Here is a 26,886-nt window from a genome sequence, read left to right on the forward strand (position 1 = left end):
TTTTTTATGATGTTATTGATATTGTGCCCTAGAAATCATGTTTTATCCATGCTTTTATGAATATTACCAATCTCTAAATAGTTCAAAACCGAAGCGACAGCCTATGCCATTATACTTCGTGTTTTTGAAGGCTGCAAAGAATCCTAATGTAATAGCTCTTGTTGTTACTCCATATCCCCATTCTGTATATGGGTGTAAATGGTTTACAACAAGACTGCTTACATACAGACGCTCTGCTTCTATATATTTCCCAATCAGGGGGAGCCATGCAGTTGCAATCATGGGAGCTTCATAAGTGAAATTTCCGCGAACGTAATAATCACTGGCATTATACCATTGGGATGGCAGTAATTCGAATTCTCCACTCCAGCTATCATTCCAGCCTCCAGGAATATTGTCGTCATGGAAATTGGTATAGTCAACGAAGTCCCAATGATCACCTTTGCGGGTATAAAAGCCAGCTCCTAACCTTATAGAATATGATTGACGGCGTGATGCTTGAAAAATAGTTTGTGCATCTGCTTCTACCCGTTCGTAGTCTATGTTTGAACCTAGTAGGTTTTTCCATCCCTTTTCATAGTCTATCTTAAAGATAGAGCCTTTCTTACCCCATGGTAAGAGTTCTAAAGCTACAGCTGGTGCTACTGATACATATTTGCTTGGATTTTTAAACAGTTTATAGAAACTTTCTACTACAGCTTTTCGTTGATGTGAAACTAAACCTACTTCAAAACCGACATAGTCGTTGAAACTCCAGTGGTTAGTTAGACGAAGATAATCATCTTTAAACTCTGTCAGTTTCCTGTTATTAGCATCAATATCTGTTGAGATTTCCGGTAATGACAATCCTGGATATTCTGAGAATAGTGGATTTAGAAAATCGTTATCTTCAGGTTTGCTGATGCCTAACATCTTTCGTGCAACACGATTATTCGATATTCTATTACCGTTACCGATTTCTAACTTCAGATATCCATTGTGCTTCTGGTTATAGTTGAATGTCAATGGTATATTGAAATAAAATCTGTGTTGTTTCATACTGTAACCTCCTTTAAAGCGAAGCCCCAATTCCAGATTTTCTGTAAACCTGTAGCCTCCCTTCAGGTCAAACTTGTATACAATTCCTTTTCGCTCGGAGTATCCCATATAGAGTGGGTTGAGAATAGGACTGATACGGAAGTAGCCTTGGTTTTGCTTACCGAAGCCTTGGGAAATCCTGTTTAATACATTGTCACCGATAACATCCCAAAGTATGTCTTTTGCAAAGTTTTTCTCTGGTATGTGGTTATTCAAGGAATCTGTTATTTGGTTCCTTTTTTCGTAGAATTTTTTATATATGTCAGCCTCATCTTGGTTTAACTCAATAGGGCGCACTTTTGCCATTAATGCAGTGTCGGCAACATTATTGAGTGAATCACTTAATATTTTCGGCAGTCCGTATACAGTTGTATACATGCCCGTTATCTTGTTACCCATAAAACTGAAGTTGGCTCTCATGCTGCATCTTGCAGGAGAAAGTGAACCAAATCCGTCTTTACCCATAATAATAGAGATATAGAAACGGGTCATATCATATTCGCCCTCAAAGTCTACCATGCTTATCTTTCCGCTTTGGGAATCAACTATGGCACGTGCTTCAATAACTTGGGTGTTTTTGAGACGTGGATATACGTAGACTTGTGCTTTGCCGAATGGTAATTGGGTGACGGCATATTTATAATATCTGCGATTCTTATAGTGGAAAGGAGAAAGAATATTAGTTTCGAAAAGTGTTTCTCCATATACCGTTGGAGTCATGTATTTCAAAACTGATGACAATGTGTTTCTTCTATGCGGAATGGTGCTTATGTTCAGCAAACGCTTGGCAACTGGTCTGCCATTTGCGTCTAGCGTCATTTGGTTATAAAACTCGCTGATGAATCTCCTGCCACCGCCATGAGCCACCGCATACATTGTCGGTACTAGCATGAGCGTTGCATTACGTTTGTTTGTTTTGATTTGAAATTTAGTGTAGGCATAACTCTTGTGCTCAGCTCTACCTGTTGTGTCAACAGATTGCGCATATTTAAATACCAAACACATCACCGAGTCACTAAAGGCGTCTCTCGGTGACATTCTTCTTGCATGTGCTGCAAAAGCCATCATGCAGAAGATAATCGTCAAAATGATGTGTGTTTGATATTTCTTCATCTATTATGAGTTAAGATGTTACTTGGCAGAAGAACTATGTCAAATATTTTGGGCAGCAGCTTTCCTAGCCAAGATATTTCATAAGGATTCCTATCTTCCCGGATTCTCTCAGTTTGGTGATGCTTTTTTCTCTTATTTGGCGAACTCGCTCACGTGTCAGCCCCATTTTATCACCAATTTCCTCGAGCCCCTTTTCGGTTTCCCCAATTCCGTAGCATGCGCAGATAATTTTCAGTTCGCGATCCTTGAGGCAAACTTTTAAAACCTGTCTTAGGTCTTGTGCCATACTTTCATGGTCAACCTGCTTGTCTGTTCTGGCATCGTCTCCGCTTGCCATTACATCTGCCATAGAGTTGTCATCGTCATCACTGAATGGAGCATCGATGCTTACATGATGACCACTGGCAGCCATGCTCTGAGAAATCTTGTCCTCGTCAACACCCGTTCTGGCAGCAAGTTCTTCAACGCTTGGACGACGTTGGTTTTCCTGCTCAAACTTATTAATTTCCTGGTTTACCTTATTGAGTGATCCTACCTGGTTGAGAGGAAGTCGAACAATTCGGCTTTGCTCTGCTATTGCCTGTAAAATGCTCTGACGAATCCACCATACAGCGTATGAGATAAATTTGAACCCTCGTGTTTCGTCGAAGCGTTCTGCTGCTTTGATGAGTCCGATGTTTCCTTCGTCAATCAAGTCTGTCAAGGTGAGTCCCTGGTGCTGATATTGTTTTGCTACCGACACCACAAAACGTAAGTTGGCTTCAATCAACTTATTCTTTGCTCTTTCGCCAGCTCTGCCTCCCTTGCGGATAGCTTGAGCCAATTCTATTTCTTCATCAATAGAAACCATTGGGGCTCTACCTATCTCTACAAGATATTTGTCGAGGGCTTCACTATTACGATTGGTTATACTCTTTTGTATCTTAAGCTGTCTCATTATCTTTCCTCTTAGTTACACATTGCACAATTGGCGCAAAGATAATAAAAATATTGATACACGACTAGAATTATAACTTACTTTAACGTAATTAACCTAACTTACTCATTTAAAGGTTATTTTACGGTCTTGTTCTTAACAAAACTTTGAAAAGCGTCATCGTATCCGTTAAACACGTTGATGTCTACCTCTCCATGTATTCCTGCTACTCTTCCGTCGGGGCAGAGTTGCCAATATACCAATCGGATGTCTGGTTTATACTCTCCATATCGTGCAATCCAAACCTGGTAGTTATGTTTCAGATCGGGAGCCTTTGGCAGATAGCGATTTACGAAAGTTTGGCTGATGTAAAGAATAGGCTTAACACCAGTTGCTCTTTCTACAATTCTAAGCCAAGTTCTAATGCGTGCAAACAATACACCCGACCCTCCCATTTTCTTGATTTGACTAGGAAGCGGTTCAACATCAAGAACTGGAGGAAAATCGCCTTTCCTAATGATACTGTGTTTCAGAAAGTGTCGTGCTTGTTCGGCAGCAGGTGTGATGGTGGTAAAGAAGTGATAGGTTCCAACCTTGTAACCATGTGCTTTTGCATCACGATAATCTTTTCTATAATAAGGATTTAACAGCGATTTACCTTCTGTACTCTTGATATAGATGAAGCGAATCGGGAAGTTTACTGTTCCTGATATGGTCTTTTTGCTGAGACGTCCAAGATGTGTAATGCGTAAACGGTTCCAGTTGATAGCATATTTTTTTCTGCCTTTTCCATGCTGGTATTTGCTCAGATCAATGCCATAAATACGTTCCGATGTATATACGAGTCTTTCGCCTTTATAACGGTCATTTTTCCATTCGCCTATTCGTAAAGGCTTCTTGGGAGCAATGCTGAATCCGAATCCTTCACGTTTTCCGTTTTTCCAGTAACCTTCATAATAGGTTCCATCGTATCCTTGCCAGCATCCATGACCGTTTGGTTGATAGATACTGTCGGTTGTACCCCGGTAATATCCTAGAGAATCAGGTAAGAGGGTGTAATCAATAGAGCGTCGAAGTGTGACTCCATGAGCTGTTGCTAAAGATGCTGCAAGTTGAGGTGAAATAGCTTTAACCCCTTCAGGAGTTGTTTCTGAGGAAAGTTGGAATGTGTGGCTTTCTTGTGCAGTTTCTCCATTCATTGCTTTGATGAGTTTGCATGCCTGACTCTTCCATTTTCCGTTCTCGTCTCTATAATAGGCTTGATATGAAATGGAGCGTTTCAACTTGAAATGTCCCTTTTTCTGTACATGTTTCAGGGAATCAAGCAGTTTCTTGGCAGAATCGCGTAGTTCAAGTTCGTGTTGGGTATAAGCGCAAATAGAGTTGTAGCCTGCATCCAGGACAGAATGAGAGTGAATATAATAGTTCAGTTCTCCAACTTTCCATTTGGAGTCTCTATACAAACTGTCTAAAGAATCAACTTTCTCTTTAAAGATGCTATCCGCATCTTTGCCAAGATAGTGATTCCGGCTGATGCTGTTGTTGTAGCAGGCGGCAAGTCTTCCTTCACATGAAGGAATCAACGCCCAACGATTCATAAAGTTGGCAGCCAGTGTCGTAGTGTCTTCGTCGAATCGGAGTATTGTTTTTCCATTTTGAATTAATTCGTAGTGACTGTATACTTTTATGTTTGCTTTTGCCTTGTTCACTCTATCACTTGATGGGTTCAGACAATAATAGCTCCATGTGCTGGCGGCAGCCAACAGAATGAGAACTAAACTTGTGCTATATAATATTTTCTTTTTCATTTAATGATGACCTCCAATATTTTCTTGGTGGTTTCGGTAATCTTTGTTTTTTCAGACGTACGTTCGCCGATAAGCCAGATGATATCACCTTTACTATCAGTTAATACATGCTGTGTCTTCTTTTGTATATAGTCAAATTTCCTATCGGTCATATAGTCACTCAACAGTTTGCTACCCTTCATGCCGAAAGGTTGAAATCTATCGCCTTCTTTTACCAGTCGGTAGGTGAGGGGAAAACTGACTTTTTCAGCATCTAAAGTGATACATTGCGATTCTTTGCTTGGCATGAAGTCACCCATATGCGAGAAGATTCTTATCTTGATTTGGGTTCCTTCGTCCATGTTGTAAATGCCTTCTTCTGGCAGTCGGAACGCTCTTTGCTCCTGAATGTTATTCAAGTCTTTTATGTTAGAGATCAACAGCTGTTCTCTGTCGATGACTATCATATAGTCTTCGTTTTTCCAAATTTTACCGACACCACGATCCTGACTGAAGAGGCTTTCACAGATGTCATCAATGACATTGCTATGAAAACCATATCTGCCTAATTCTTTATGGAGTATGAATTCCGGACTTACAGCATTCATGACAGATACTTTAGGGATATATATAACTTTCCTATAAGAGTCGGTTATACTGATGCTATCCATGCTCTCAAGTATACTTTTCGCTTGGCGTATGTATTTGGCAGTGAGAGCGATATTTTCACTTGCTGCCGGGTTGATACTTTCCAAAAGAGGTACTACATGATGGCGAATTTTATTTCTTAAAGCATCGTCTTCCAAATTTGTTGAATCTGTGACAAAATCTTGCTTTTTTTCTTTTAGGTATTGCAATATATCCTGTCGGCTGATGCAGAGAAGAGGGCGCAGAATATTTCCGTTTTTGGGGGCGATGGCTGCTAATCCGTCTACTCCGGATCCTCTTAACAGATTCAGAAGTAAAGTTTCTACATTGTCATCGCGATGATGGGCCACACAAATGCCTCCTGCATGCAAGTCTTTTACTAATTGGGAAAAATAGCTGTAGCGTAAGTTGCGTGCAGCCATTTCGATACTTACCTTGTGCAAATGGGCATAAGCATAAGTATCAAAATGGATTCGAGACAAACTGATTCCCTGTTGTTGGCACAGATTTATACAAAATTGCTCGTCTCTGTCACTCTCTTCGCCGCGAAGGTGAAAGTTACAGTGCGCAGCAGAAATATTCAGTCCTATATTTTTCAAGATAAGCAATAGGGCAACGCTATCGGCACCTCCGGACAAGGCAACGATATATGGTGTTTGCCACTTGAACATACCATGGTGAATAATATATTTTTTGACGATATTTTCAATTTTGTTCATTCTGCGATACTTTAAAAGTATATGATGTTTCTTATTACTTTCTGTTTTTCAAAAAGTCTTCTGCCCGCTGCAAATCTTCTGGTGTGTCGATGCCTACAGTTTCTACATCTGTAGTACCAACTTTTATCTTGTAGCCATTCTGCAGCCATCGAAGTTGTTCCAGACTCTCTGCTATTTCTAGTGAGCTTTGTGGCTGTTTGGTTACCTCTTTTAAAACTTCTTTGCGGTAAGCATAGATGCCCAAATGTTTCAGATAAGGAAAACTCTTGAGCCATTCTTCCTCTTCTTTTCCTCTTACGTATGGAATGATGCTGCGAGAGAAATACATAGCAAAGCCTTGATTGTCTACAACAATTTTTGGACTATTAGGATTTTTTACAGCTTCCATACTGGTAAAAGCTTTTCCTAAAGTGGCAATTTGGGTTGTTGGGTCATCAAAACACTGGCAGATGGTTTCCAGTTGACTCTTGTCAACAAAAGGTTCATCTCCTTGAACATTGACAATGACATCCCAGTCTCCACCAATTTTTTCGATAGCTTCTTCTATGCGGTCAGTACCGCTCTTATGATCCTTGCGCGTCATAACAGCTTTACCGCCAAATGCTTCTACGGCATTGAAAATTCGCTCATCGTCTGTTGCAACATAGGCTGCTTCTAGACAACTTGCTACTTTCTCATAAACATGCTGTATCACTGGTTTGCCATCTAACATGGCAAGTGGCTTTCCCGGGAAACGTGTTGATGCGTATCTTGCTGGAATAATTCCTATAAATTTCATAATCTTCTATATTTAAACCTGTTTACTATTCAATTCATGCGATTCGTTTAACTTCAAATAAAAAAGTTGCACTTCCGCAAACGCAAAAGTACAACTTTATTTTGTATTCACCAAAAAACTTTTTGTTTTTTTGAAAAACCTCAAAGAATATTTAATGTTCTCCCCTTTTTTTTATTCGTATCTGATAGCCTCGATAGGGTCGAGCCTAGCTGCCTTCTTTGCAGGATACCATCCAAAGAAAACGCCAGTAAATGTACAGACTGCAAAACTCATAATAATGCTCCAAGGCTCTATTTGGGTGGCTATATGGAAGCAAGAGTTCAGACTGAGCGATAAACTAACGTATAGGGGGCAAGTACCAAATCATCCTGGTCCATACCCATACTATTGTAACCTTTCTTCTTCAATACACCGATTACTCTGAATGGAATGCTGTTAAATCGCACAACTTTACCGATAGGATCGCTGCCATCAGGGAAAAGATAGTCAACTACTGTCTGTCCTAAAATACAAACTTTAGATGCAGCCTTAATATCTGTATCAGTAAACATTTCTCCATCTGCCACTTTCAGTTGTCGGATGGAAAGATAGTTCATAAAAATGTATGTATACCTATTAATGATTTGCAATATGTTTTCGGATGTTAATACCAATCTTTCTCTTTAGATTCTGCCGTTTTGATAGAATTTCAACATGTTGATATTCAGAATGGTAAGATACTTTGCCTGAAGTTCGTTCTGCTTAGCCTTCAGAAGATTGTCTTTGCCAGTTCTCAATTCTACGATGTTCTTTAATCCCAGTTTAAACTGCTCACTTAACAGATCGTAGCTTGTTTGGGCACTCTCGCTGCTCACCTTGGCAGCCTTAAACTGGCTTTGGTTTGTATTAGCCTGCAACCAATAGTTTTCGATAGTAGAGTAGAGCTTAGTTTGCTCATTCTTTATATCGAGCAAGATGCTTTCACGCTGAATGAGTGCTTTATTGACAGAAGTCTTGGTCTGTCGGTTATCAAAGAGAGGAATACTGACACCGATTCCACCACCCAGGCTGAAGTTGGTTTTTATCTGACTGCCCCAACCGTTTTTGTTCATGGATGTGGTGCTGGTCGTAGCTCCTGCATTTGCGCTGATGGTTGGCAACTTTCCTACCTTTGCAATCTTGATATTCAGATCGTTCTGGTCGAGTTTGTTTTGATAGCTCAAAAACTCAGGGCGATTCTGAAGCGCAGCTGTATAGACACTGTTCATTCCTGGGATAGAGGCCAGAGCCATCTGGTCAGTTGTGCTTGGAATAGCGATGTCGAAAGCTTCTTCACTGGTAATCTGCAGGAGTTCCTTCAACTGTCGTTTATAGTTTTTAACGTTACTTTCAGCCTGCACGATGTTAAACTCATCTTGTGCTCTCTGTGCTGTAAGTTGTGCTAAGTCTGCTTGGCTCATCTTGCCAATTTTTACCATTTCCTTACCACGCTCTTCGTTTTGAACACTCGACTGATAACTTTCTTTGTTTACGTTGATAGCCTCTGTAGAGTAGAGTATCTGTACGTAAAGTTGAGCTATCTGTTCTTGCAGGTTGAGGGCTTGTGCTGTCGAATCGAGTTGTGCCGCTTCCTTTGCCAGCTTGTTCAGTTTCACCTGATTTCTGTTTTTGTTTCCGTTCCAAATCGTGTAATTGCCCATCACGCTATAGCTGCCATTGTAATATACCTTGTCGATGGAAGCTTTGCTGAAACCTTCTCCGCTGATTCCATTAGAAACCCAAGGCGTATAGTTTACACTTTGATTGGTGCTGGCAGAGAGCGATGGCAGAAGCGCTGACTTTGATTGCAGATAGTCCTCCTGAGCTGAAGCTTTTGTTAGTTGAGTCTTCTGCAGTTGAATGTTGTTAGCCAGTGCGTAACTGATACAATCCTGCAGTGACCATTGCTTAGCTTGTACAGCGATAGGAGCCGACATGATGAACAGCGCTACCGCCATGTTTTTAAAACTTGCGTTCATACTCTTTTTACTTTTTGTTTTCATCTTTACAGATTTCTTTGCATCTGTTCTGATTAAATGTGGATTAATGTTCTTACTTTCCATAATTGCAAATCTTAATAGGATACATTATTTTTAGCTTTGACGTAAGCGTCGCCTATAAAGTTGCAACTGATATGTGTTTTTGATTAAAAACGTGATGATAGGTTTAATATTCTCATTTATCTTTAACAATCCTTTTCACAGTGAAAGATTTCTTTTGCTTTTCCACATTAATTTATTTATATTTCTCAAAAAAATGTTTCTTCTTTCGTTATCTTCGCTGAAATTGTGTAACTTTGCAGAAAAATTTTAAGAAAGGAATAAAATAAATGCCGTTAAGATTACCAGATAAGCTTCCAGCTATCGAACTGCTGAAGCATGAGAATATATTCGTGATGGACGAAAGTCGTGCGCATAAACAGGAGATTCGTCCGTTGAAAATCTGTGTGCTCAATTTGATGCCCCTCAAGATTACGACAGAGACGGATCTCGTTCGTCTTTTGTCGAATACTCCTCTTCAGTTAGAGGTTTATTTCATGAAGTTGAAAAGTCACACGCCAAAGAATACTCCAATAGAGCACATGATGATGTTCTACAAGGATTTTCAGGAACTTTCCAAACAGAAGTTTGATGGAATGATAGTTACCGGTGCTCCTATCGAAACGATGGCTTATGAGGAGGTAGAATATTGGCCTGAAATCAAAGAGATTTTTGATTGGGCCCGTACCCATGTTACTTCAACACTCTATATCTGCTGGGGTGCCCAGGCTGGTCTTTATCATTTCTATGGTGTTCCTAAGTATCCTTTAGAGAAGAAGATGTTTGGTATTTTTAAGCAGAAGCCTCTCGATTTGTCTCAGCCAATCTTCCGCGGTTTCGATGATATCTTTAATATGCCTCATAGTCGCCATACGGAGGTAAGACGTGAGGATATTGAAAAAGTGCCAGGACTTGACATCATTGCCGAATCGCCTGAAAGCGGTGTCAGCATTGTGATGGCCAGAAACGGCCGCGAATTCTTTGTGACGGGTCATCTTGAGTATGCGCCAAACACGCTGGATAAGGAATATAAGCGTGATATGGGCAAGCGTGATGATGTAGAACTGCCAAAAAATTATTATTATCATGACGATCCGAACGAAGAACCTCTGGTGACATGGCGTGCTCATGCCAACCTCTTCTATAGTAATTGGATCAACTATTATGTTTATCAGGAGACTCCTTACAATATTGACGAAATCAGTTAATTTGAAGGAGTTGGATGATTTCGAGATCGATTTCTTATGCAAACATTAGAATTATTGGCACCTGCCAAGAACTTGGAGTGTGGTATTGCTGCCATTGATCATGGTGCAGATGCCGTATATATTGGTGCACCTCGTTTTGGGGCACGAGCAGCAGCAGGCAATTCGCTGGAAGATATCAGACAGTTGTGTGATTATGCTCATCAGTTTGGAGCAAAGGTTCATGTTACAGTGAATACTATCATCTATCAGGATGAGATGTTGGATACGCTTAAGATGATCCAGCAACTTGATGAGATTGGTGTTGATGCACTTTTGCTGCAGGATATGGGTGTGCTTACAGAGGTGAGGGCGCAGAATTTGTGGAGTAGGGAATTGCATTCCAGTACCCAGTGTGATGTAAGAACTCCAGAAAAGGCGTATTGGCTTACCACGTTAGGCTTCAAACGTGTTGTTCTGGCTCGTGAGCTTTCGCTCGATGAAATCAAGGCGATCCATCAGGCGATTCCTGATAGAGAAATAGAGGTCTTTGTACATGGAGCGCTCTGCGTAAGCTATTCGGGTGTATGTTATGCTTCTGAGAAGTGTTTCGGGCGCTCTGCCAATCGTGGAGAATGTGCACAGTTCTGTCGTATGAAGTTTGATCTGCTCGATTCCAATGGTCAGGAGATAGAACATCAGCGTTATCTGTTGTCGCTCAAGGATCTTTGTCAGCTTGATCATCTCAAGGATCTTGCTGATGCTGGAGCTACTTCGTTCAAGATAGAAGGAAGATTAAAAGATATCAACTACGTCAAGAATGTGGTGGCTGCCTATAGCAGTCAACTCGATGCAATCGTAAAAGCTGAACCGCGTAAGTATCGCCGTGCATCGGTGGGACATGTTCAATATAATTTTACACCTAATCTAAAGAAGACTTTCAATCGTGGCTTTACCCATTATTTCCTGAATGGGCGACAGCCGGATATTGCTTCTTTCGATACGCCGAAAGCTATCGGCGAGTTTGTGGGCAAGGTTAAGGAAATACGTGGCAACATTTCTTTCAACGTAGCCACAGTAGCCAGCTTTAAAAATGGCGATGGACTGTGTTTTATCAATGATGACCGTGAGTTGGAAGGCTTTCGTGTGAACAGAGTAGAGGGCAATCGCCTCTATCCGTTTGGAATGCCTGAACATTTGCGTCCGGGCATGGCTCTTTATCGTAATAACGATCGGGCTTTCGAGGCTTTGCTGGCTCGTAAGTCTGCTGAACGTAAAATCTATATTGTCATAGAAATGGAGCCTGTGATGGGCAATGAGTTCAGGAAAGAGCCACAGGGTGTAAAGGCTGTTGTCAACATCATGAAGACGAAAGAGGCTGATGGTGGCTTGATTTATCAGGTGGCTGAGGTGTTTAAAGAGTTGAAACTCGAAAAGGCGAAACGCCCGCAGGGCGAAAATATAAAGGCTCAGATGAGCAAACTGGGCGATACGATTTACGAAGCTTACCAGGTAGAACTTCTGAAGGGAATGGAGACATACTTTGTTCCGAACAGTATTCTCACTGCTATCCGGCGTGAATTGATAGATGAACTTACCAAGGCAAATCAGAAACAGCTTGATAAGTCGTTGTGGGGTGGATGGGATAGAACCCTGTTCAACAATGGTTTTGGATTCAGTCAGCCTGGTGAGCACCGACTTACGAAAGAGGAATTTACTTGGCAGCCGGAATACGGAAAATGGGGATATCTCTATAATATAGCTAACTATGATGCAAGAGATTTTTATCAGATTCATGGTCTGTCGCCAGTAGTTCCGGCATTTGAGTTGGGTAAGAATATTCCTTCTGCATGGGATGCTAAGACCCAGGAAGAATATGATGAGAATATAGAAAAAGACAAGGCAAACCGAAGTATGCAACCTAAGTTTACCAACGACAAGGGAGAATCGCTCCTGATGCAATGCCGCCATTGTATCCGCTATTCGTTGGGCTACTGTGTGAAGCGTGGAGGCAAGAAACCATCCTGGAGAGAGCCTCTCTTCCTGCAGTTGGGTGACGGTCGCCGTTTCCGTCTGGAGTTTGCGTGCAATGAATGTCAGATGAACTTATATAGTGAAAAATAAATGAAAAAGAAATGGACGATACAGATTCTTTGTATGCTGGGCATCCTCTTGATGTTCAGCAGTTGTTATCATCGCCGTGCTCATCACCAGATGCATGCAGCTATGGTAGAGTACAGTAATAAACAACTCGATTCCATTTCGTTTTCTACTACCCATCATTATACCAACAAATTCAATTTTCTGGTATTCAAGGATTCCCTGGAATTGATAGCGCAACAGCCTGAAGAATTTTTGAGCAATTTGCCTATCGACTCCTTCGCCGTCCGAAAGAACTGCCTGCTGGTGGTTACGGATATCCGTATGGTTCCTCAGGATTCCATAGATTCAGTTTGGGTGCAGTTGGCAACAGAAGATAATCAGTTTGGTTGGACCCGTGAGTCCCGTCTGCTGCCGAAGGTTGTGCCCGATGATCCTATTTCAGAGTTCATTATGACCTTCAGCAATACTCACTTGCTCATCTTCATGGTTATCATTATTCTCATAGCCGTAGCCTATACAGTTCGTAAGATTTTCCATAGCAATGGTAAACTGGTTCATTTTAATGATATTGATTCACCATATCCTACAGCCTTGGTGCTTATTGTTTCGATATCAGCAACCTTCTATGCAACCATTCAGTTGTTTTTGCCAGAAGTATGGCGTCATTTTTATTTTCATCCTACGCTCAATCCTTTTGCCGTACCGCCTATACTGGGCTTTTTCCTGGCTACAGTCTGGGCGATACTGATAGTAGGATTGGCTTGTGTAGATGAGGTGAAACACCGTTTGCCGGCAGGTGATGCAGTTCTGTATCTGGGTGGTTTAGTGGGCGTTTGCGCCATTGATTACATCATTTTCAGTGTTACTACCTTATATTATATAGGTTATTTGTTGCTCGTAGCCTATATATGGTTTGCCATACGGGTTTATCTGTTTCCTCATAAATAAGGATAGGGGGTGCAGGAAAAAATATGTACCTTTGCACCCGTTATGAAAAGAATAGTATTTTATAGTAAAAAGTGCGTATGCATTGGTTTGGCAGCAGTAGCGTTGCAGGCTAGTGCTGCGGATAACGAAAGGGCTACTTGCTCTGACCTGTCATTGGGTATGAGTGAAAAGTTTGCAGAAGCTAACGGCTTGCTGGCTGATAGCAGCCGAGTTTATGACATTGATGAAGTTGTGGTTGTTTCGCAGCCTAAGGAGAATTTCCGTCTTCGTCAACAGCCTCTCAGCAGCACTTCCTTTGGTTCTTATCAGATGCAGCGATTGGGTTCTCGCGATTTGCGTGAACTTTCCTGCTATGTTCCTAACTTCGTTATGCCCAACTATGGCTCGCGTTTTACCAACGCCATGTATGTGCGCGGTATTGGAAGTCGTATCAACAGTCCGGCTGTAGGAATTTATCTTGACGGAATTCCAGTGTTGAGCAAGGCTGCTTTCAATCTTCACCATTATCAGACCAGCCGTATAGATATTCTCCGTGGTCCACAGGGAACACTCTATGGTCAGAATTCTGAAGGTGGTTTGGTGCGCATCTATTCACGCGATGCTTATGATAGCAAGGGCACCTACGTTAATCTGGGATTGGGTTCTCATTTCTATCGTAATGTAGAAGCGGCTCATTATATGAAGCTTTCACCTCGTATCGCATTAGGGGTAGCTGCTTTCTATGATGGGCAGAAGGGATTCTTCCATCGTGCAGGAACCAGTGATTATGCCGATAATTATGATGAGGCAGGCGGTAAGTTTAATCTTAAGTTCCGTTTTGATAGAGGATGGAGCATGGATTTGCTAGCCAATTACCAATTTGTCTATCAGCATGCATTTCCTTATGGCCAGTTGGATTTAAACAGTGGCAAGGCTGCATTGCCAAATACTACATTCCCTGGGCTTTATCGCCGCAACATACTGCTTTCGGGTGTCAATCTTCGTCATGAAGGAGTGAAATGGGATTTTGCTTCTACTACCAGCTATCAGTTCCTTGATGACAATATGAAGATGGATCAGGATTATCTTCCTGGAGATTATTTGAGCTTGCAGCAAGACCAGTTGCAGAATTCTATCACTCAGGAGTTCACATTTAAGAGTCGTCAGCCTTTCTTCGGTTTCTGGCATCTTACCCAGGGTGCATTCTTCTCCCATGTGTGGTTGAAGACAAATGGTCCTGTAAAATTCGGTTCAGCATTGACGAAGCCTATCGGTAACGTTATTCAGCAGCAGATGCAGCAGGCTATGCTGGATAAGGGGATGCCTCCGGCAATAGTTAATGGGATTTCGGTCAATGTAGATATGGGAGCTCCGGGGTTGTTCCATACTCCTCAGAGCAATTTGGGTCTCTATCACGAGAGTACGTTTGATCTTTCTTCCCGTCTGAAAGCAACGCTTGGTTTGCGTTACGATTTCATGCATACAAGTATTCATTATGATACTTATGCTTATATGGCGATGACAGCTAAGGTGATGGGCAAGGAGGCTACTCGTACTTTGCGCTCTATACTCGACCGCAAAACGAGTGATGATTACAACCAGCTCCTGCCAAAATTTGGCTTAAGTTACAAGCTTGATGAGCAGGGTAGCAATGTTTATGCCACGGTGAGCAAGGGCTATCGTGCAGGCGGTTATAATATCCAGATGTTCAGTGACATCTTGCAGACCGAACTGAAAGCTAATAGTCAGAAGGCGATGCAACACGATTATGACGTTCCTCATACCGATGAAGATTATGATAGGGTGAACCAGACTATTGCCTTTAAGCCGGAAACCTCATGGAATTATGAGGTAGGAACGCATCTCAATCTTTTCGATCATCGTCTTCATTTCGATTTGAGTGCCTTCTATATGCAGGTTCGCAATCAGCAACTCTCTGTGATGGCAGGAACCTATGGCTTTGGTCGAATGATGGTTAATGCAGGTAAGAGTCACAGTTGTGGTATTGAAGCCGCGCTCAAGGGTCAGGCTTTCGACGGTGCTTTTGATTGGGGTGTAAACTATGGTTTTACACGCGCCGTATTTGATGAATATACTGATGGTGAGGGTGATAAGGCAGTGAATTATAAGGACAAGAAGGTTCCTTATGTTCCCCAGCATACGATAGCAGCCATGGCTGACTATCATTTAGGACAGTTTACCTTCGGATTGAACATGAATGCGCAGGGCAAGACTTATTGGGATAATGCCAATACCTACAGCCAGAAGATGTATTTCGTGATGGGTGCGCATTGTGATATTGATTTCAGCAAGATGAGCATCAGTATCTGGGGTAAGAACCTCACAGATACTAATTACAATACCTTTGCTGTTGATAATGCAGCAACAGGAAAGAAACTGTATTTTGCCCAGCGTGGCAATCCTTTCCAATGTGGTGTTGATCTGAAATTCCACTTTTAGGATTAAATAGAAAAGGAGTTCCGGCATTCTGAAATGCTAGAACTCCTTTTCTTTTTAATCTCATTTATTTCCTTCCTTTATTTTAATTCTCCATATCCTACCAGCCGGTCGGTGCGGTCGCTCTGAGCCCGATAGTAAACCAGTACATTGTATTTGTTCTGGGTCTGGTAGAAATTTCCTTCTGATGGGAGCAGCCTGATGCTTCCGTCCGCCATCTTCATGAGATACTGATAACTGTAATAACCTTGCTTCATGAAGAGACGTGCGTGATAGGTTTTCGTCATTTCATCATATTCCATCCTATATTCGGGGAGGAAACGGCCGTAGGTCCAATCTGCGTTCAGAAAAACATCGCCTGGCAGTTTTGGAGCTTTCAGGGTAAAGTGAATCTGTGCATATTCGCAGGTGTTGTTGTTTTCTACGTTGTCGCTGTTGCGGATATAAAACGAACCTTTGGCAGCTTCATCGTAAACGTAATTGGGGCGAGGGCTGTCAGTCATTACCTTTACCTGATAGTCGCTTCCATCCCAATCTATAGCGTCTATTCCCATGGTTGGATGATCGGTATCCAGAAATTCAAACTTTCTGTATTCGTTGCCCGCATCGAAAATCAGAGCTCTTACATGCTGCCAACTCATTTTCCCCGCACTCAGGTAGTCGGGTTTAGGGTTGATGACGGCATTGTCCCATCTTCCGTTCTGAAGCACTATGATGTTCAGCTGGTTGGGATGAGTGATTCTCAGCTGGCTGTGGTCCAGTTCCATTTTCAGTTGCTGATGGTCCTTCTGGATATCTATATCTGTTGTTGAAGTAGCTTCTAACTTGAGTTTAACCAATGGCTGAGGCTCTGTAATCATCCAGCAGGCTGTAAACATTTTGCCTTCTTCCTCGTTTTCCGCATTGTCGTCATAAACCGTCAGTCTGTAGTTGCCGCTCATGGTAAGTTGGCAGTCGGCATTGGGAATTGCCAGATGATAATGAGTATAAGGATGATTGGTGTTGATGGATTGCTCTACATCTTCAATAATCTGGTTGCCGTTGAATCCTTTCATATAGTCGCTTTCAAAGAGCGAAGAAGTTACGTTCCAGTTTGCATCACAATGTTCAATCTTGTATCTGTATCGGTGATACTCGTGCGTCATGTCGTCAAAATCGATGTGGATAGGTTCTCCGCCCAGTGACGATACTGGGAGCGATAACCAGTTGGTTCCGCCTACAACCTGTAGGGTTCTGATGCGCTGGTTGAATATCTCGTGCTGCTGCGCCCAGGCAGGATAGGTAAACAGAAAGAGAAGGGAGATGACAGTGTATAATAGTTTCATATGGCTTCGTACGTATATATAAAAAAATAACTTGCAGTAGCCTTTTGATAAAGAACTAAATGCAAGCTTAAACAATCTAAATTAATACATGAAAACACTTTTGTAGTCGATAGGGGAATCGAACCCCTATGCCAAGATTGAGAATCTTGTATCCTAACCATTAGATGAATCGACCATTCAAAAAAATCTCTATTGGTCTCCCGACTTATAGAGACTTATAAATCTAATACCATGAAAAACACATGTAGTCGATAGGGGAATCGAACCCCTATGCCAAGATTGAGAATCTTGTATCCTAACCATTAGATGAATCGACCAAGGGTACATTTTCGGACGATAGCTTGCGGAAGGTGGGGGATTCGAACCCCCGGTACGGTAACCCGCACGGCAGTTTAGCAAACTGCTGGTTTCAGCCACTCACCCAACCTTCCAGTCGGATTCTTAACCGAATCAACCAAGCATCGTTCTTAAATGCGAGTGCAAAGGTACTACTTTTTTCTGATTCTACCAAATCTTTTTGCTACTTTTTTTCAATAAAAATGCATTTTCTTTGTAACTCCCACATAATCAGGGGTTGTTTTCTTTCAGTATTATGAGTGTTTTAATTCCTAAAACGAGCAGAGGCGGATTTCTTTCTCAGAAATCCGCCTCTTGTAAAAGAAAGGGCCGCTCGATGATGTGATGAAACTCCGAATGTATAAACATTTGAGAGTCCTCCGCCTTTGTAATCCACCGGCTTTTCAGCTTACCTGCCTGCTGCAGTTTATGTGGCCCGCCATGAGCAAGAGAATGTCTTCTCGGTTTCAATAGTGTAATTTGATGAGTATCCCGATCGAACCGAAACGACCCTTATTCCTTCTGGCACCCATGCATCATCACGATGCAATGGTGCAAACATCTTAGTCATTATTTGATAATGCAAAGATAATGCAATATTTTGAAACTACCAAATGTTTTAGCTGTTTTCTTCGAATATTTTTTCGAAATATTTTTTCAGTTCCGTTTTGTCCTCTATGATATTGCGCAGTTCGTTGAGCGCTTTCTCGTTAGGGGAGTTGGGAATCCATAACCTGATGTATCCGTTTCTTGAATATTTTTCGTCCATGTGCTGGCTGAAGCGCTCCCATTGCAGCTCCTTGTCCTCATCTGGATTATTTTCTTTGCCATACTGTATGGCGCGCAGAAAAATTTCGTGAACATCAATATCGCGATCGGCTTCTGCCACAATCTTGCCATAGATGCTGCGAGGCTGACGGCTGGATGAAGCCCGATGGTCCTCAACAGCTTCTTTCATGATTTTGATCTGTTCTTTATTGAACCAGCGCTTCAGTCTTGAATCTGCCTGCAGAATCTTACTGCTGGTAATATGATGAATGGCACGCGGACCGCTCATCCCCAGGTCGTGGTAAGCGGCTATTACATACACCATATCGATGTCGGCTCCGGTTACAGGAACCAGTTTCAGAGAGTTTCTGATAACTCGGGTAACATGTCTGAGCCCATGACTTTCGCCAAAGGCATTATATTTGGGGAGAATCTGTTTCTCCACAAAGTCCATGATTTCGAGATTTACCTGTTGTTTCATAGATATTCCTCCACTTTGTTTATTTAATAAGGTACGCGCGTACATTATTATTAAGATGTTATTGTTCAATTAGCCATTCCGATAATGATCAGGGATGATACAATGCCGAAACAGAAGATGTTCAGAGCTGTTTTGCCTAGAATTTTGTTCAGTTCTCTGCCTTCGCCTATCTTTTTCATCTCCATATAGGTTCTGTTGTGCAGAATGATATAGAGTGCTGCAAGCGGCAGGAACATGCTGCTGGCTTCATGCTGAAATACTCCGTAGGTAGTTACACCTATTATGGTAATGATGCCCAGATTGCCCAATGCGCAGTATAACCGCTCGGCATTCTTCTTTCCTATGTGAACCACAAGGGTCTTCTTGCCGGCTCTCAGGTCGTTGTCATGATCGCGGTAATTGTTCAGAATGAGCAGCGTATCAACTACCAGTCCGCAGGCTACAGATACGAGAACCGCTTCCATGCTTACTCCCTGAATGGGTTCGGGCATTGCGAGATAGTATGTGCAGCATACGGGTACAATGCCGAAGAAGAGCAGTACCAGAAGGTCGCCCATGCCCAGATAGCTGAGACAGGTAGTATAGAGAAAACAGAAGACTACGCAACAGATGCCTACGATAACCATTTCCCAACCTCCGAAAAGAACCAGCGGAAGACCTATGGCGCAGCCCAGAAAAGTAGTGAGGATGATTCCCCATTTCATGGCTCCCAATGTTACCCAGCCTTCAGCGCAGGCACGTTTCGGTCCCAGCCGGGTTTCGTCGTCATTACCATGTTTGAAGTCGAAATAATCATTCACCAGATTGCTGTCTATCTGCATCACCCATGCAAAGAGCAGGCAGAGTAGGGCTGGCAATGTCTGTATCTGCTGAGCGTCTTTATGAGCCAGCGCAATACCCAATAAAACAGGAACAGCCGCCGCCGTCAGAGTCTTCGGGCGAGCGGCTAGATACCATGCTTTTATAGAATTTGTTTCTATCATATTCTGAAAAGATTAAAATTGAATCTCCTGAAATTCTTAAGGAAAATCAGAAAGATTAATTGAAGAAGTTCCAACTTACTCCTATGCGGAACACTCTCTCGTTCATCGGATAATGAGGAGCGAAGAAGTAGTTCTTGTCGCCCTGTCCTGCATTGATGTGGCTCATCATTACGAAGAAACGGGTGTGCTTGATATGAACGTTGGCGTAAACATTGACGATAGGATAGTTGCCTATCTTTACGTTGTTCTCGCCGTTGCCCTGTACCGTATACTGTCCCATATAAGGTGAATAGTCGGGAGCTTCATAGCTTGTAAAGTAGCGCATGTCAGCACCCAAGTCTACGTTCAGCACCTTTACTACCTTGAACTTGATGTAGAGATTGGTGTAGGCATTGAAGGCTGGTACTGGCAGAACACTTTCCTTGCTCGAATGCTGGTAGGTAAACTGGTTTTCCCAGTTCAGAATGCCCAGTCTGAAGTTCTGCTCCAATTGTGCTGTCAGCAGGTTGATTCCTCCGCTTTCCTGCATCGGTGTAACCATGACTCCTGTTCGCAAACCTTCTTCTGTAATGTCATAGCTCTGCGAGAAGTAGGTGTAGTTCTTGATTTCATCTACAGCCACTCTCAGCTTGGTGCGTGTCTTAGGGAAGGAGAGCGTACCCATGATGCGGGTATGGATGGTCTTGTCGAGATCATTCTCCCACCACAGATGGCGGGCGTGATAGTTGCGGTAATAGAACGATGGGGTTTCTCTATGGAAGAAAGCATCGCCTCTTACCTGAAGCGTGTCGCCCAGGAATGGGATGTTCACGTCTACATTACCATCTATGGCAAGGGTTCCAGCGTCAACACCCGTCAGTCCTATTTCTGCTACGGCATTGTAGTGGAGTGTCTTGCCTTCCTGCTTGCTCAGCTGTCCGCCTACGCTCAGCGCATGCTCGTTGTATTTTTCGAAACCACCTTCCATGGTTGGCAGTTCATAGTGACGGAGGTCGTAGCTGGCGAAAGCCTTCAAGCCTGCCTTTGCCCATTTATTAAAACCTTCAAGCATGGCAATGGCGAAGGTATTCTTCATGTGCCAGTGCTTGGTCTGGTCGTAGATGGAGTCGCCGGTCAGCCTGCCTGCATCATAATATTCATTCAGATAATAGTCGGCTGGGGTCTGATAAGCTTCGTAAATACGGCGATAGTTGTCAAACTTTACCGTATGGATGAAGCTCGTTACCGGAACATATTCGCTCTTGTAGAAAAGCGAGTCTTCGGCATTTTTCTTCTGGATGGCCAGCAGACTGTCGGCAGCAGCTTTTCCGTTTACTGCGATTCGGGTACTGTCGTTCCTGATGTCCTTTGCGGCTGCGCCTTTAGCCGGTTCATCGCCTGCAATCCTGGCTCCGTCAGGACGGCCGCTGAATTTAGCTCCCTGCTGTTTGTCGTAGGCTTTCTCATCAAATTTCTTGCCTTGTTCCTTGGCTTTCTTTCTGGCTTCTTCCTTCGCTTCCTCTTCAGCATTTTCCTTTTTCGAAGCCATGGCAAATTTCTTTGCCTTGATTTCTTCTTCGGTCATCTTTACCTTTCGGCTGAAACCTACGTTGTAGCGGTGGGTAAAGAAGATGTGCTGGTTGTCCAGTCGGTTCCAGTTCTGTTCCAGAACGGTAGGAATTTCATTGGTGGCAAACGATTCGGTGTAGATTTCCGGATGTTTGATGTAATCATCGTTGGTAATACCGCCGTTCTCGGTCATCTTCTCATGATTGGTACTGAAGAGGAGATGTGCCTGATAGCGGTCGCCCAGATAAGATGCCCACATGGTGTATTTAAAGTGGCTGGTACTCTGGGCGTTATAATATCCTCTGCCATACTTGTAGTCGAATCTGAAACCGGCGCCTAGCCTTTTGTTGGCATTTACTGCAAATATGGCCTTGAAGTCGTCTTCTCCCGTCACCTTGTCGCCGCAGCTGTTCAGGGTTATGTTCGTGATGGGTGAGTAGGTGTTGGTGAAGTGGAAGTCACTTACCGGATTTACGATATAATCGTAGGGCTCTGTAAAGATGAAGTTGCCCTGCGTGTTGCGGCGGTCGATGAAGATTCGGTTCAGTCGGGCAGTACCCATGTTTCCGAGGGTGTTGTATTCGCCTCTCAGTCCTTCCGTGAAGGTTGTGTTCATATACATGTGCTGCAAAGTGTCTACTACCGCAGCCTTTGTGTCGCCGAAGCGTTCGTCTACAGTCCATACCCTGATGCCCTTCGGAATCTCTTTGTCTGAGCCCAGTGAATCGGTGTTCACCTTGCGGTTGGTTTGAGGACGGAACTGCGAATCTTCGTTATAGTTAAAATCGTTTTGTGCCGCAACCGGGAGGGTTGCAGCACAAAATAGGAGTGATGAGAATATAATTTTCTTCTTCTTCATTATTTCTTAAATAGTCGGATACATACTTCGGCAATCTTGAGCACTACACCCACGATGAGTACGATGTAGGCGATATTGCGGCTTTCTTCCAGCTGGGTCCAGAGTATTACCCCCACGATGGCGAGCAGCATGAAGGCGATGTTGAGATAGTTGCGTACCTTCAGCATGTTGTTCTGGTCGCTGTAGGCCAATGGACGGAGCCGGCGGTGCTGAGGTCTTACGGCGTAGCTGGTAGGCTGCTTCTGTTCAGTCTGTTCTGCGCCCTGCTCAGCTGTAGGCTGGGCTGTAGCGTTTGCAGGCTGCTGTGCCTCGTTCTGTTGTATCTTGTTGTCTGTATTCTGATTATCCATTTTTCTTCAACTTATTGTTTTACTAATGCAGTTAACTCTGCGAATATCTGGTCCTTGCGGTCGATGGTGCATCTGCGGAACTTTCCGAAGATCTTAGCCAGGTCGTTCTGCTTCTTGTTGAGCGCAATCTTGTCGCTGATTACCTCTTCTGCAGGTTCCTTGAAACCGGTGCTTCTTCCTTCCTCGTAGTTGTAGATGATGCGGCAGAGCGAGAGATTCAGATGATTGTCTGAAATCCTGGCTATCAGCTGGTATTTGAATTCCGTGCGGTCGAGCGAGATGAATGACTGGCTGAAGACGAGCCATTCGTCCATCGTGTTGGCGATGACGTGTTCAGTATCGTTTACCAGTGCTACCCGGCTTGCTATGTTCTGCTCGTTCTGTGTCAGTTCACTCATGTATTTTAATACGATGTCGTAAATCTGCTTGGCAGTTTTTCCGTTAGCATCCGTATCGAGTGTGAATTCTATCTTGTTTTCATCATTATATGTGATGGCGCCTGCCAGATATTTCATGTCCACTTTGGCTGTTGTGCCATTTGCCAGCTTGTTGGCAGGCTTGGCAGCCTCCTTTGGCTTAGCGGCTACGGCAACAGGAATCGCCCATCCCGTGGTTGATGTAGTTGGCTCCTTGGCGCTTGCAGCGTTGATGCTGTCGGCCTGAGCCTTCAGTTTGGCAGCCTGTGCTTTAATCTTAGCCACTTCCAGTGCCTTCTTGGCAGCTTCCAGCTGTTTCTGTGCCTGTTCCAGCTGCTGCTCTTCAGTCAGCACGGTTTGGGCTTCTGCAGTCATCAGCGGGAGGAGCATAAATATGGGGATGATGAATTTTTTCATGTCGAGTTGTTTTATGAAACTGTAAAATGACGGTTCCTGTAGGGGAACTTAGCGGAAGATGAGGGATTCAAACCCCCGATACCCGGAAGAGGGTATACCGGATTTCGAGTCCAGCGCATTCGGTCACTCTGCCAATCTTCCTTTTTATTTTATCAGATGCAAAAGTAATACATTTTTTGCATCTGACAAAATATTGCTGTTATTTTTTAACTATATTAACCCCGCTTTATAGGATTTTATACTATAGTTTTTTACTGTTGCTGCAGGAATCTGTCGGCCTCGATGGCAGCCTTGGCTCCCGAGCCTGCGGCAACAACACCCTGGCGGTAGATTGGGTCGGCCACATCGCCTGCTGCGAAAACACCCGGAATGTTGGTGGTGGCAGTACCTGGCACAACCTTGATAAAGCCCTGCTCGTCGAGATCTATCTGTCCCTTGAAGAGGTCGGTGTTAGGCTTATGTCCGATAGCCAGGAAGAATCCGTCGATGCTGATGTCAAACTTCTCTTCGTTGGCTTCGCCCTTGTGGCGCACGAGATGAGCACCTTCTACACCGTTCTCGCCGAAGAGCCCCAGCGTATTGGTTTCGAACAGAATCTCGATGTTCTCCTTGTTCTTTACACGCTGCTGCATGATTTCTGAAGCACGGAGATAAGGCTTGCGCACAATCATGTAAACCTTCTTGGCAAGTCCGGATAGATACATAGCCTCTTCGCAGGCAGTATCGCCACCGCCCACTACAGCTACGGTGCGCTTGCGGTAGAAGAATCCGTCACAGGTAGCGCAGGCAGAAACGCCCTGTCCGCGATATTTCTCTTCATCGGCAAGACCCAGATATTTGGCAGATGCACCTGTAGCGATGATCACGGTTTCTGCCTCAATCTCGTTGTCGCGCTCATCTGTAAGATGAAATGGGTGTGAACTGAAATCTGCCTTCACGATGCTTCCGTCTCTCATTTCGGCTCCGAATCGGGCTGCCTGTTCTTTCATGTCCATCATCATCTGTGTTCCGTCTACGCCGTTAGGATAGCCCGGAAAGTTTTCTACCTCTGTGGTGATGGTGAGCTGTCCGCCCGGTTGCATACCTGAATAGAGTACTGGCTGCAGATTGGCTCTGCCGGCATAAATGGCAGCCGTATATCCTGCAGGACCGCTACCTATAATTAATGTCTTTATCTTTTCCATTTTTTATCTTATAGTTATATTTTTGTTTCCGATGGCTCGAAATGAGTCATTTTCTTTGCAAAGATACATCAAAACAATGAGAAATCAAAATAAAAATACAATATTTTTCTTTTCTTGCATAAATTATAGCTTTCGTTTGAAGAATTATTGTTATCTTTGCACCCGAAAATAAGATGCTCCGGAAAGAACATCAATTAGAAGAAACGAAAAATATTTACTTGATATATGAATCAGATTAAGAAGATTGTACTGACGGGTGGACCTTGTGCGGGCAAGACTACCGCTATGGTTAAGGTGATTGAACATTTCTCCAGTCTCGGCTATAAGGTCTTTACCATTCCCGAGGTTCCAACCATGTTCACCCAGGCGGGCATGAATTATCTCACCTCCAACAAGGATTTTTTCTTTGAGGGCGAGAAGGCTACTTTCCAGACTCAGATTAACCTGGAAGACAGTTTCCTGCGCATGGCTGAAACATTGCAGCAGCCGGTCATCATCGTCTGCGATCGTGGTACGATGGATATTTCTACCTATCTCACTCCCGATTTCTGGCACCGCATCATCTCTGAAGAGGGTTATACAGATGCCCAGCTTCGCGATCGCTATGATGCTGTGCTGCATCTGGTGAGTGCTGCTGATGGTGCCGAGCAGTTTTATACTACAGCCAACAATGCGCAGCGCCTGGAGAAGGCCGATGAAGAAGGACTGAAGATAGCGCGCGAGTTGGACAAGAAGATTGTTTCTGCATGGAAGGGTCATCCTCATCTCAGGGTAATCAATAATCACGAAGATTTCAACAACAAGCTGAACCGTGTGCTCAAGGAGATAAGCAATGTGCTTGCCATTCCGCAGCCGATAGAGGAGGAGCGGAAATATATCGTGAAGCTGACGGGCGAGGTTCCTAATGCGATAGACAGCGATATTGTTCAGACTTATCTTACGGGTGAGCCGGGCAGCGAGATTCGCCTTCGCCGTCGCGGTTTCGAGGGAGGCAAGTATGTGTATGTTCACACCACCAAGAAGCGTATTTCAGACAATGAGCAGATTGAGACCGAGCGACAGATTAATGCCAATCTTTACGAGAGTATGCTTCAGCAGGCAGATCCTTACCGCCAGCGCATTCATAAGCATCGCAAGAGCTTTATCTGGAAGGGCCAGTATTTCGAGCTAGACGAGTTTCTTGAGCCGGTTTCCGACCTGATGATTCTTGAAACCCGCGGCATTTCTGCCAACGAGAGTGTGAAGTTTCCTCCTTTCATTCAGGTGCTGGAGGATATTACGGGCAACAGCAAATATTATAATTATAACATAGCGCTGAAGCGGTAAATCTCAGCCGAAAATGTAAAAAGTTACGGAGATAATTCATATTCTCCGTAACTTTTTACATAAACCACTCACTTTTGGCGTTATTGAGTTTCATCATTATTGTGTCATAATTATTTTATCTTCAATGTCCGCAGATATCCTTTCTGTTTAAAGACGTTTTCCTTTCTTGCAACGTTCAGCAATTTTGTACGTATTGACTTCCCGTAGTTTTTATTTTGTTCTTTACTCATAGCTTCACTTGTAGATAATTATCCAGGATATTGCCAACACGCAATTGTCGGGCATAATCCATTAGTTTACTGATATTTCTTTCTGGTCTGGAAAGATAGTTATCGATGATTTCAGAACAGACATCAATGCCCACCTTGTTGCGGAACTTTACAGCATCGCATACGCATCGTTCTACATCATATACCTTTACCTTAAATCCATCTATTACTTTCTCCATCACGCCGATTTCAAGAATGTTGGAAGTATAGTGATGGAGCTCAATCTTTGGGAATGAAGGTACTTTTACTTTTCTATCCCTTTTGATGGCGACATGATAAGCCTGCGGCATGGATGTCGTAAGCTGATGGATATTCCAGGCAGACCAAAGGCAGAGGATTCCGTTGGGAACAATAGACTCAATATCAACCATACATGCTGACAATTGGTCTATGTTAGCATATACGCCACGGCAAACCTGAATCAGTTCACCTTGGCGAACGGCTTCCAGCATCTTGTAGTAAGCTGTTCGTCCTTGCACTTTGACGTTTGCTGATGATATGAATGAATTCTTTGTTTCCATAATTGTTCTCCTAATTTTGGTACAAAAGTACCACAAATATTTTTAATTGTGGTACTTTTGTACGGAAATCTTTTAAAATCCACCTAATTTTTAATACCTTTCAACAGTTTTATAGCTATTTTAGTACAAAAGTACCACAAATATTGCTAAGTGTGGTAGTTTTGTACAGGATATTAAAAAGGCTATTTCTCCATTTCATGGTTATTCGCCTTTTCTATATTTTTCCTTTATTTTATCTTCAATGTCCGCAGGTATTCCTTCTGTTCGGGCGTGATTCTGTAGCTCTCGATGGCCTTCTGATCCGTGTAGGAATCATATCTTCTTCATGCTCTAATCT

19 protein-coding genes, 4 tRNA genes and 1 pseudogene are annotated in these 26,886 nt (G+C 43.2%); 5 read left to right on the plus strand and 19 right to left on the minus strand.

Features of this window, described 5'->3' with window-relative positions; translation table 11 throughout:
- Positions 1 to 63 precede the first annotated feature (63 nt).
- The 7 genes and pseudogenes from NQ544_RS03785 to NQ544_RS03815 all read right to left on the minus strand — a co-directional run bounded on the left by NQ544_RS03785 (position 64) and on the right by NQ544_RS03815 (position 9,035).
- A complete protein-coding gene (locus NQ544_RS03785; RefSeq protein WP_006846723.1) occupies positions 64 to 2,190 on the minus strand; it encodes a DUF5686 family protein in 2,127 nt (708 codons plus the stop codon).
- 64 nt (positions 2,191 to 2,254) lie between these two features.
- Positions 2,255 to 3,127, minus strand: coding sequence for a sigma-70 family RNA polymerase sigma factor (locus NQ544_RS03790; RefSeq protein ID WP_006846722.1), 873 nt, complete (start codon positions 3,125 to 3,127; stop codon positions 2,255 to 2,257).
- Between the two features lie 116 nt (positions 3,128 to 3,243).
- Positions 3,244 to 4,914, minus strand: coding sequence for a GH25 family lysozyme (locus NQ544_RS03795; RefSeq protein WP_006846721.1), 1,671 nt, complete (start codon positions 4,912 to 4,914; stop codon positions 3,244 to 3,246).
- Positions 4,911 to 6,260, minus strand: coding sequence for a tRNA lysidine(34) synthetase TilS (gene tilS / locus NQ544_RS03800; protein WP_006846720.1), 1,350 nt, complete (start codon positions 6,258 to 6,260; stop codon positions 4,911 to 4,913). Before tilS ends, NQ544_RS03795 begins: the two co-directional genes overlap by 4 nt.
- A 34-nt stretch (positions 6,261 to 6,294) precedes the next feature.
- On the minus strand, positions 6,295 to 7,038 hold the full coding sequence (gene kdsB / locus NQ544_RS03805) for a 3-deoxy-manno-octulosonate cytidylyltransferase (RefSeq protein WP_006846719.1): 744 nt from the start codon (positions 7,036 to 7,038) through the stop codon (positions 6,295 to 6,297).
- Positions 7,039 to 7,209: 171 nt separating this feature from the next.
- Positions 7,210 to 7,634, minus strand: a pseudogene (locus tag NQ544_RS03810) (ABC transporter permease); the annotation flags it as partial.
- Positions 7,635 to 7,700: 66 nt separating this feature from the next.
- A complete protein-coding gene (locus NQ544_RS03815) occupies positions 7,701 to 9,035 on the minus strand; it encodes a TolC family protein (protein WP_040552766.1) in 1,335 nt (444 codons plus the stop codon).
- A gap of 350 nt (positions 9,036 to 9,385) precedes the next feature.
- Here NQ544_RS03815 and metA point away from each other — a divergent pair, with 350 nt between their 5' ends.
- The 4 genes from metA to NQ544_RS03835 all read left to right on the plus strand — a co-directional run bounded on the left by metA (position 9,386) and on the right by NQ544_RS03835 (position 15,769).
- Entirely contained in the window at positions 9,386 to 10,303 is a 918-nt protein-coding gene (gene metA, locus NQ544_RS03820; RefSeq protein ID WP_006846715.1) for a homoserine O-acetyltransferase MetA, read from the plus strand.
- 36 nt (positions 10,304 to 10,339) lie between these two features.
- A complete protein-coding gene (locus NQ544_RS03825) occupies positions 10,340 to 12,403 on the plus strand; it encodes a peptidase U32 family protein (protein WP_006846714.1) in 2,064 nt (687 codons plus the stop codon).
- Entirely contained in the window at positions 12,404 to 13,330 is a 927-nt protein-coding gene (locus NQ544_RS03830) for a hypothetical protein (RefSeq protein ID WP_006846713.1), read from the plus strand.
- An 87-nt stretch (positions 13,331 to 13,417) separates the two neighbouring features.
- Positions 13,418 to 15,769: a TonB-dependent receptor gene (locus NQ544_RS03835; RefSeq protein ID WP_260113669.1), complete on the plus strand. Its 2,352-nt coding sequence runs from the start codon at positions 13,418 to 13,420 to the stop codon at positions 15,767 to 15,769.
- Positions 15,770 to 15,846: 77 nt separating this feature from the next.
- Here the strand turns inward: NQ544_RS03835 and NQ544_RS03840 are convergent, their stop codons facing one another.
- The 11 genes from NQ544_RS03840 to trxB all read right to left on the minus strand — a co-directional run bounded on the left by NQ544_RS03840 (position 15,847) and on the right by trxB (position 24,433).
- The gene (locus NQ544_RS03840) at positions 15,847 to 17,091 is read right to left on the minus strand and encodes a type IX secretion system plug protein (RefSeq protein WP_006846711.1); all 1,245 of its coding nucleotides are present in this window, start codon (positions 17,089 to 17,091) and stop codon (positions 15,847 to 15,849) included.
- 103 nt (positions 17,092 to 17,194) lie between these two features.
- Positions 17,195 to 17,266: transfer RNA gene (locus NQ544_RS03845), tRNA-Glu, on the minus strand.
- Positions 17,267 to 17,336: 70 nt separating this feature from the next.
- Positions 17,337 to 17,408 (minus strand) — tRNA-Glu (locus NQ544_RS03850).
- A 27-nt stretch (positions 17,409 to 17,435) separates the two neighbouring features.
- Positions 17,436 to 17,522: transfer RNA gene (locus tag NQ544_RS03855), tRNA-Ser, on the minus strand.
- Positions 17,523 to 18,046: 524 nt separating this feature from the next.
- The gene (locus tag NQ544_RS03860; protein WP_040552609.1) at positions 18,047 to 18,676 is read right to left on the minus strand and encodes an HD domain-containing protein; all 630 of its coding nucleotides are present in this window, start codon (positions 18,674 to 18,676) and stop codon (positions 18,047 to 18,049) included.
- 65 nt (positions 18,677 to 18,741) lie between these two features.
- On the minus strand, positions 18,742 to 19,659 hold the full coding sequence (gene menA / locus NQ544_RS03865; protein WP_006846709.1) for a 1,4-dihydroxy-2-naphthoate octaprenyltransferase: 918 nt from the start codon (positions 19,657 to 19,659) through the stop codon (positions 18,742 to 18,744).
- A gap of 55 nt (positions 19,660 to 19,714) precedes the next feature.
- The gene (locus NQ544_RS03870; protein WP_006846708.1) at positions 19,715 to 22,066 is read right to left on the minus strand and encodes a putative porin; all 2,352 of its coding nucleotides are present in this window, start codon (positions 22,064 to 22,066) and stop codon (positions 19,715 to 19,717) included.
- The gene (locus NQ544_RS03875; protein ID WP_006846707.1) at positions 22,066 to 22,416 is read right to left on the minus strand and encodes a hypothetical protein; all 351 of its coding nucleotides are present in this window, start codon (positions 22,414 to 22,416) and stop codon (positions 22,066 to 22,068) included. Before NQ544_RS03875 ends, NQ544_RS03870 begins: the two co-directional genes overlap by 1 nt.
- An 11-nt stretch (positions 22,417 to 22,427) precedes the next feature.
- Entirely contained in the window at positions 22,428 to 23,249 is an 822-nt protein-coding gene (locus tag NQ544_RS03880; protein ID WP_006846706.1) for a DUF4468 domain-containing protein, read from the minus strand.
- A gap of 52 nt (positions 23,250 to 23,301) precedes the next feature.
- A tRNA-Ser gene (locus NQ544_RS03885) sits at positions 23,302 to 23,390 on the minus strand.
- Between the two features lie 110 nt (positions 23,391 to 23,500).
- Positions 23,501 to 24,433 carry a thioredoxin-disulfide reductase gene (trxB, locus tag NQ544_RS03890; protein WP_006846705.1) on the minus strand — a complete coding sequence of 311 codons (933 nt, stop codon included), beginning with the start codon at positions 24,431 to 24,433 and terminating at the stop codon, positions 23,501 to 23,503.
- Positions 24,434 to 24,658: 225 nt separating this feature from the next.
- Here trxB and NQ544_RS03895 point away from each other — a divergent pair, with 225 nt between their 5' ends.
- A complete protein-coding gene (locus NQ544_RS03895; RefSeq protein WP_006846703.1) occupies positions 24,659 to 25,759 on the plus strand; it encodes an AAA family ATPase in 1,101 nt (366 codons plus the stop codon).
- A gap of 226 nt (positions 25,760 to 25,985) precedes the next feature.
- Here NQ544_RS03895 and NQ544_RS03900 read toward each other — a convergent pair whose 3' ends face one another.
- Positions 25,986 to 26,549 (minus strand): type IV toxin-antitoxin system AbiEi family antitoxin domain-containing protein, encoded by a 564-nt coding sequence (locus NQ544_RS03900; RefSeq protein ID WP_006846701.1) that lies wholly within the window; start codon positions 26,547 to 26,549, stop codon positions 25,986 to 25,988.
- Positions 26,550 to 26,886 lie beyond the last annotated feature (337 nt).

This window comes from Segatella copri DSM 18205 (assembly GCF_025151535.1).
Lineage (GTDB): Bacteria > Bacteroidota > Bacteroidia > Bacteroidales > Bacteroidaceae > Prevotella > Prevotella copri.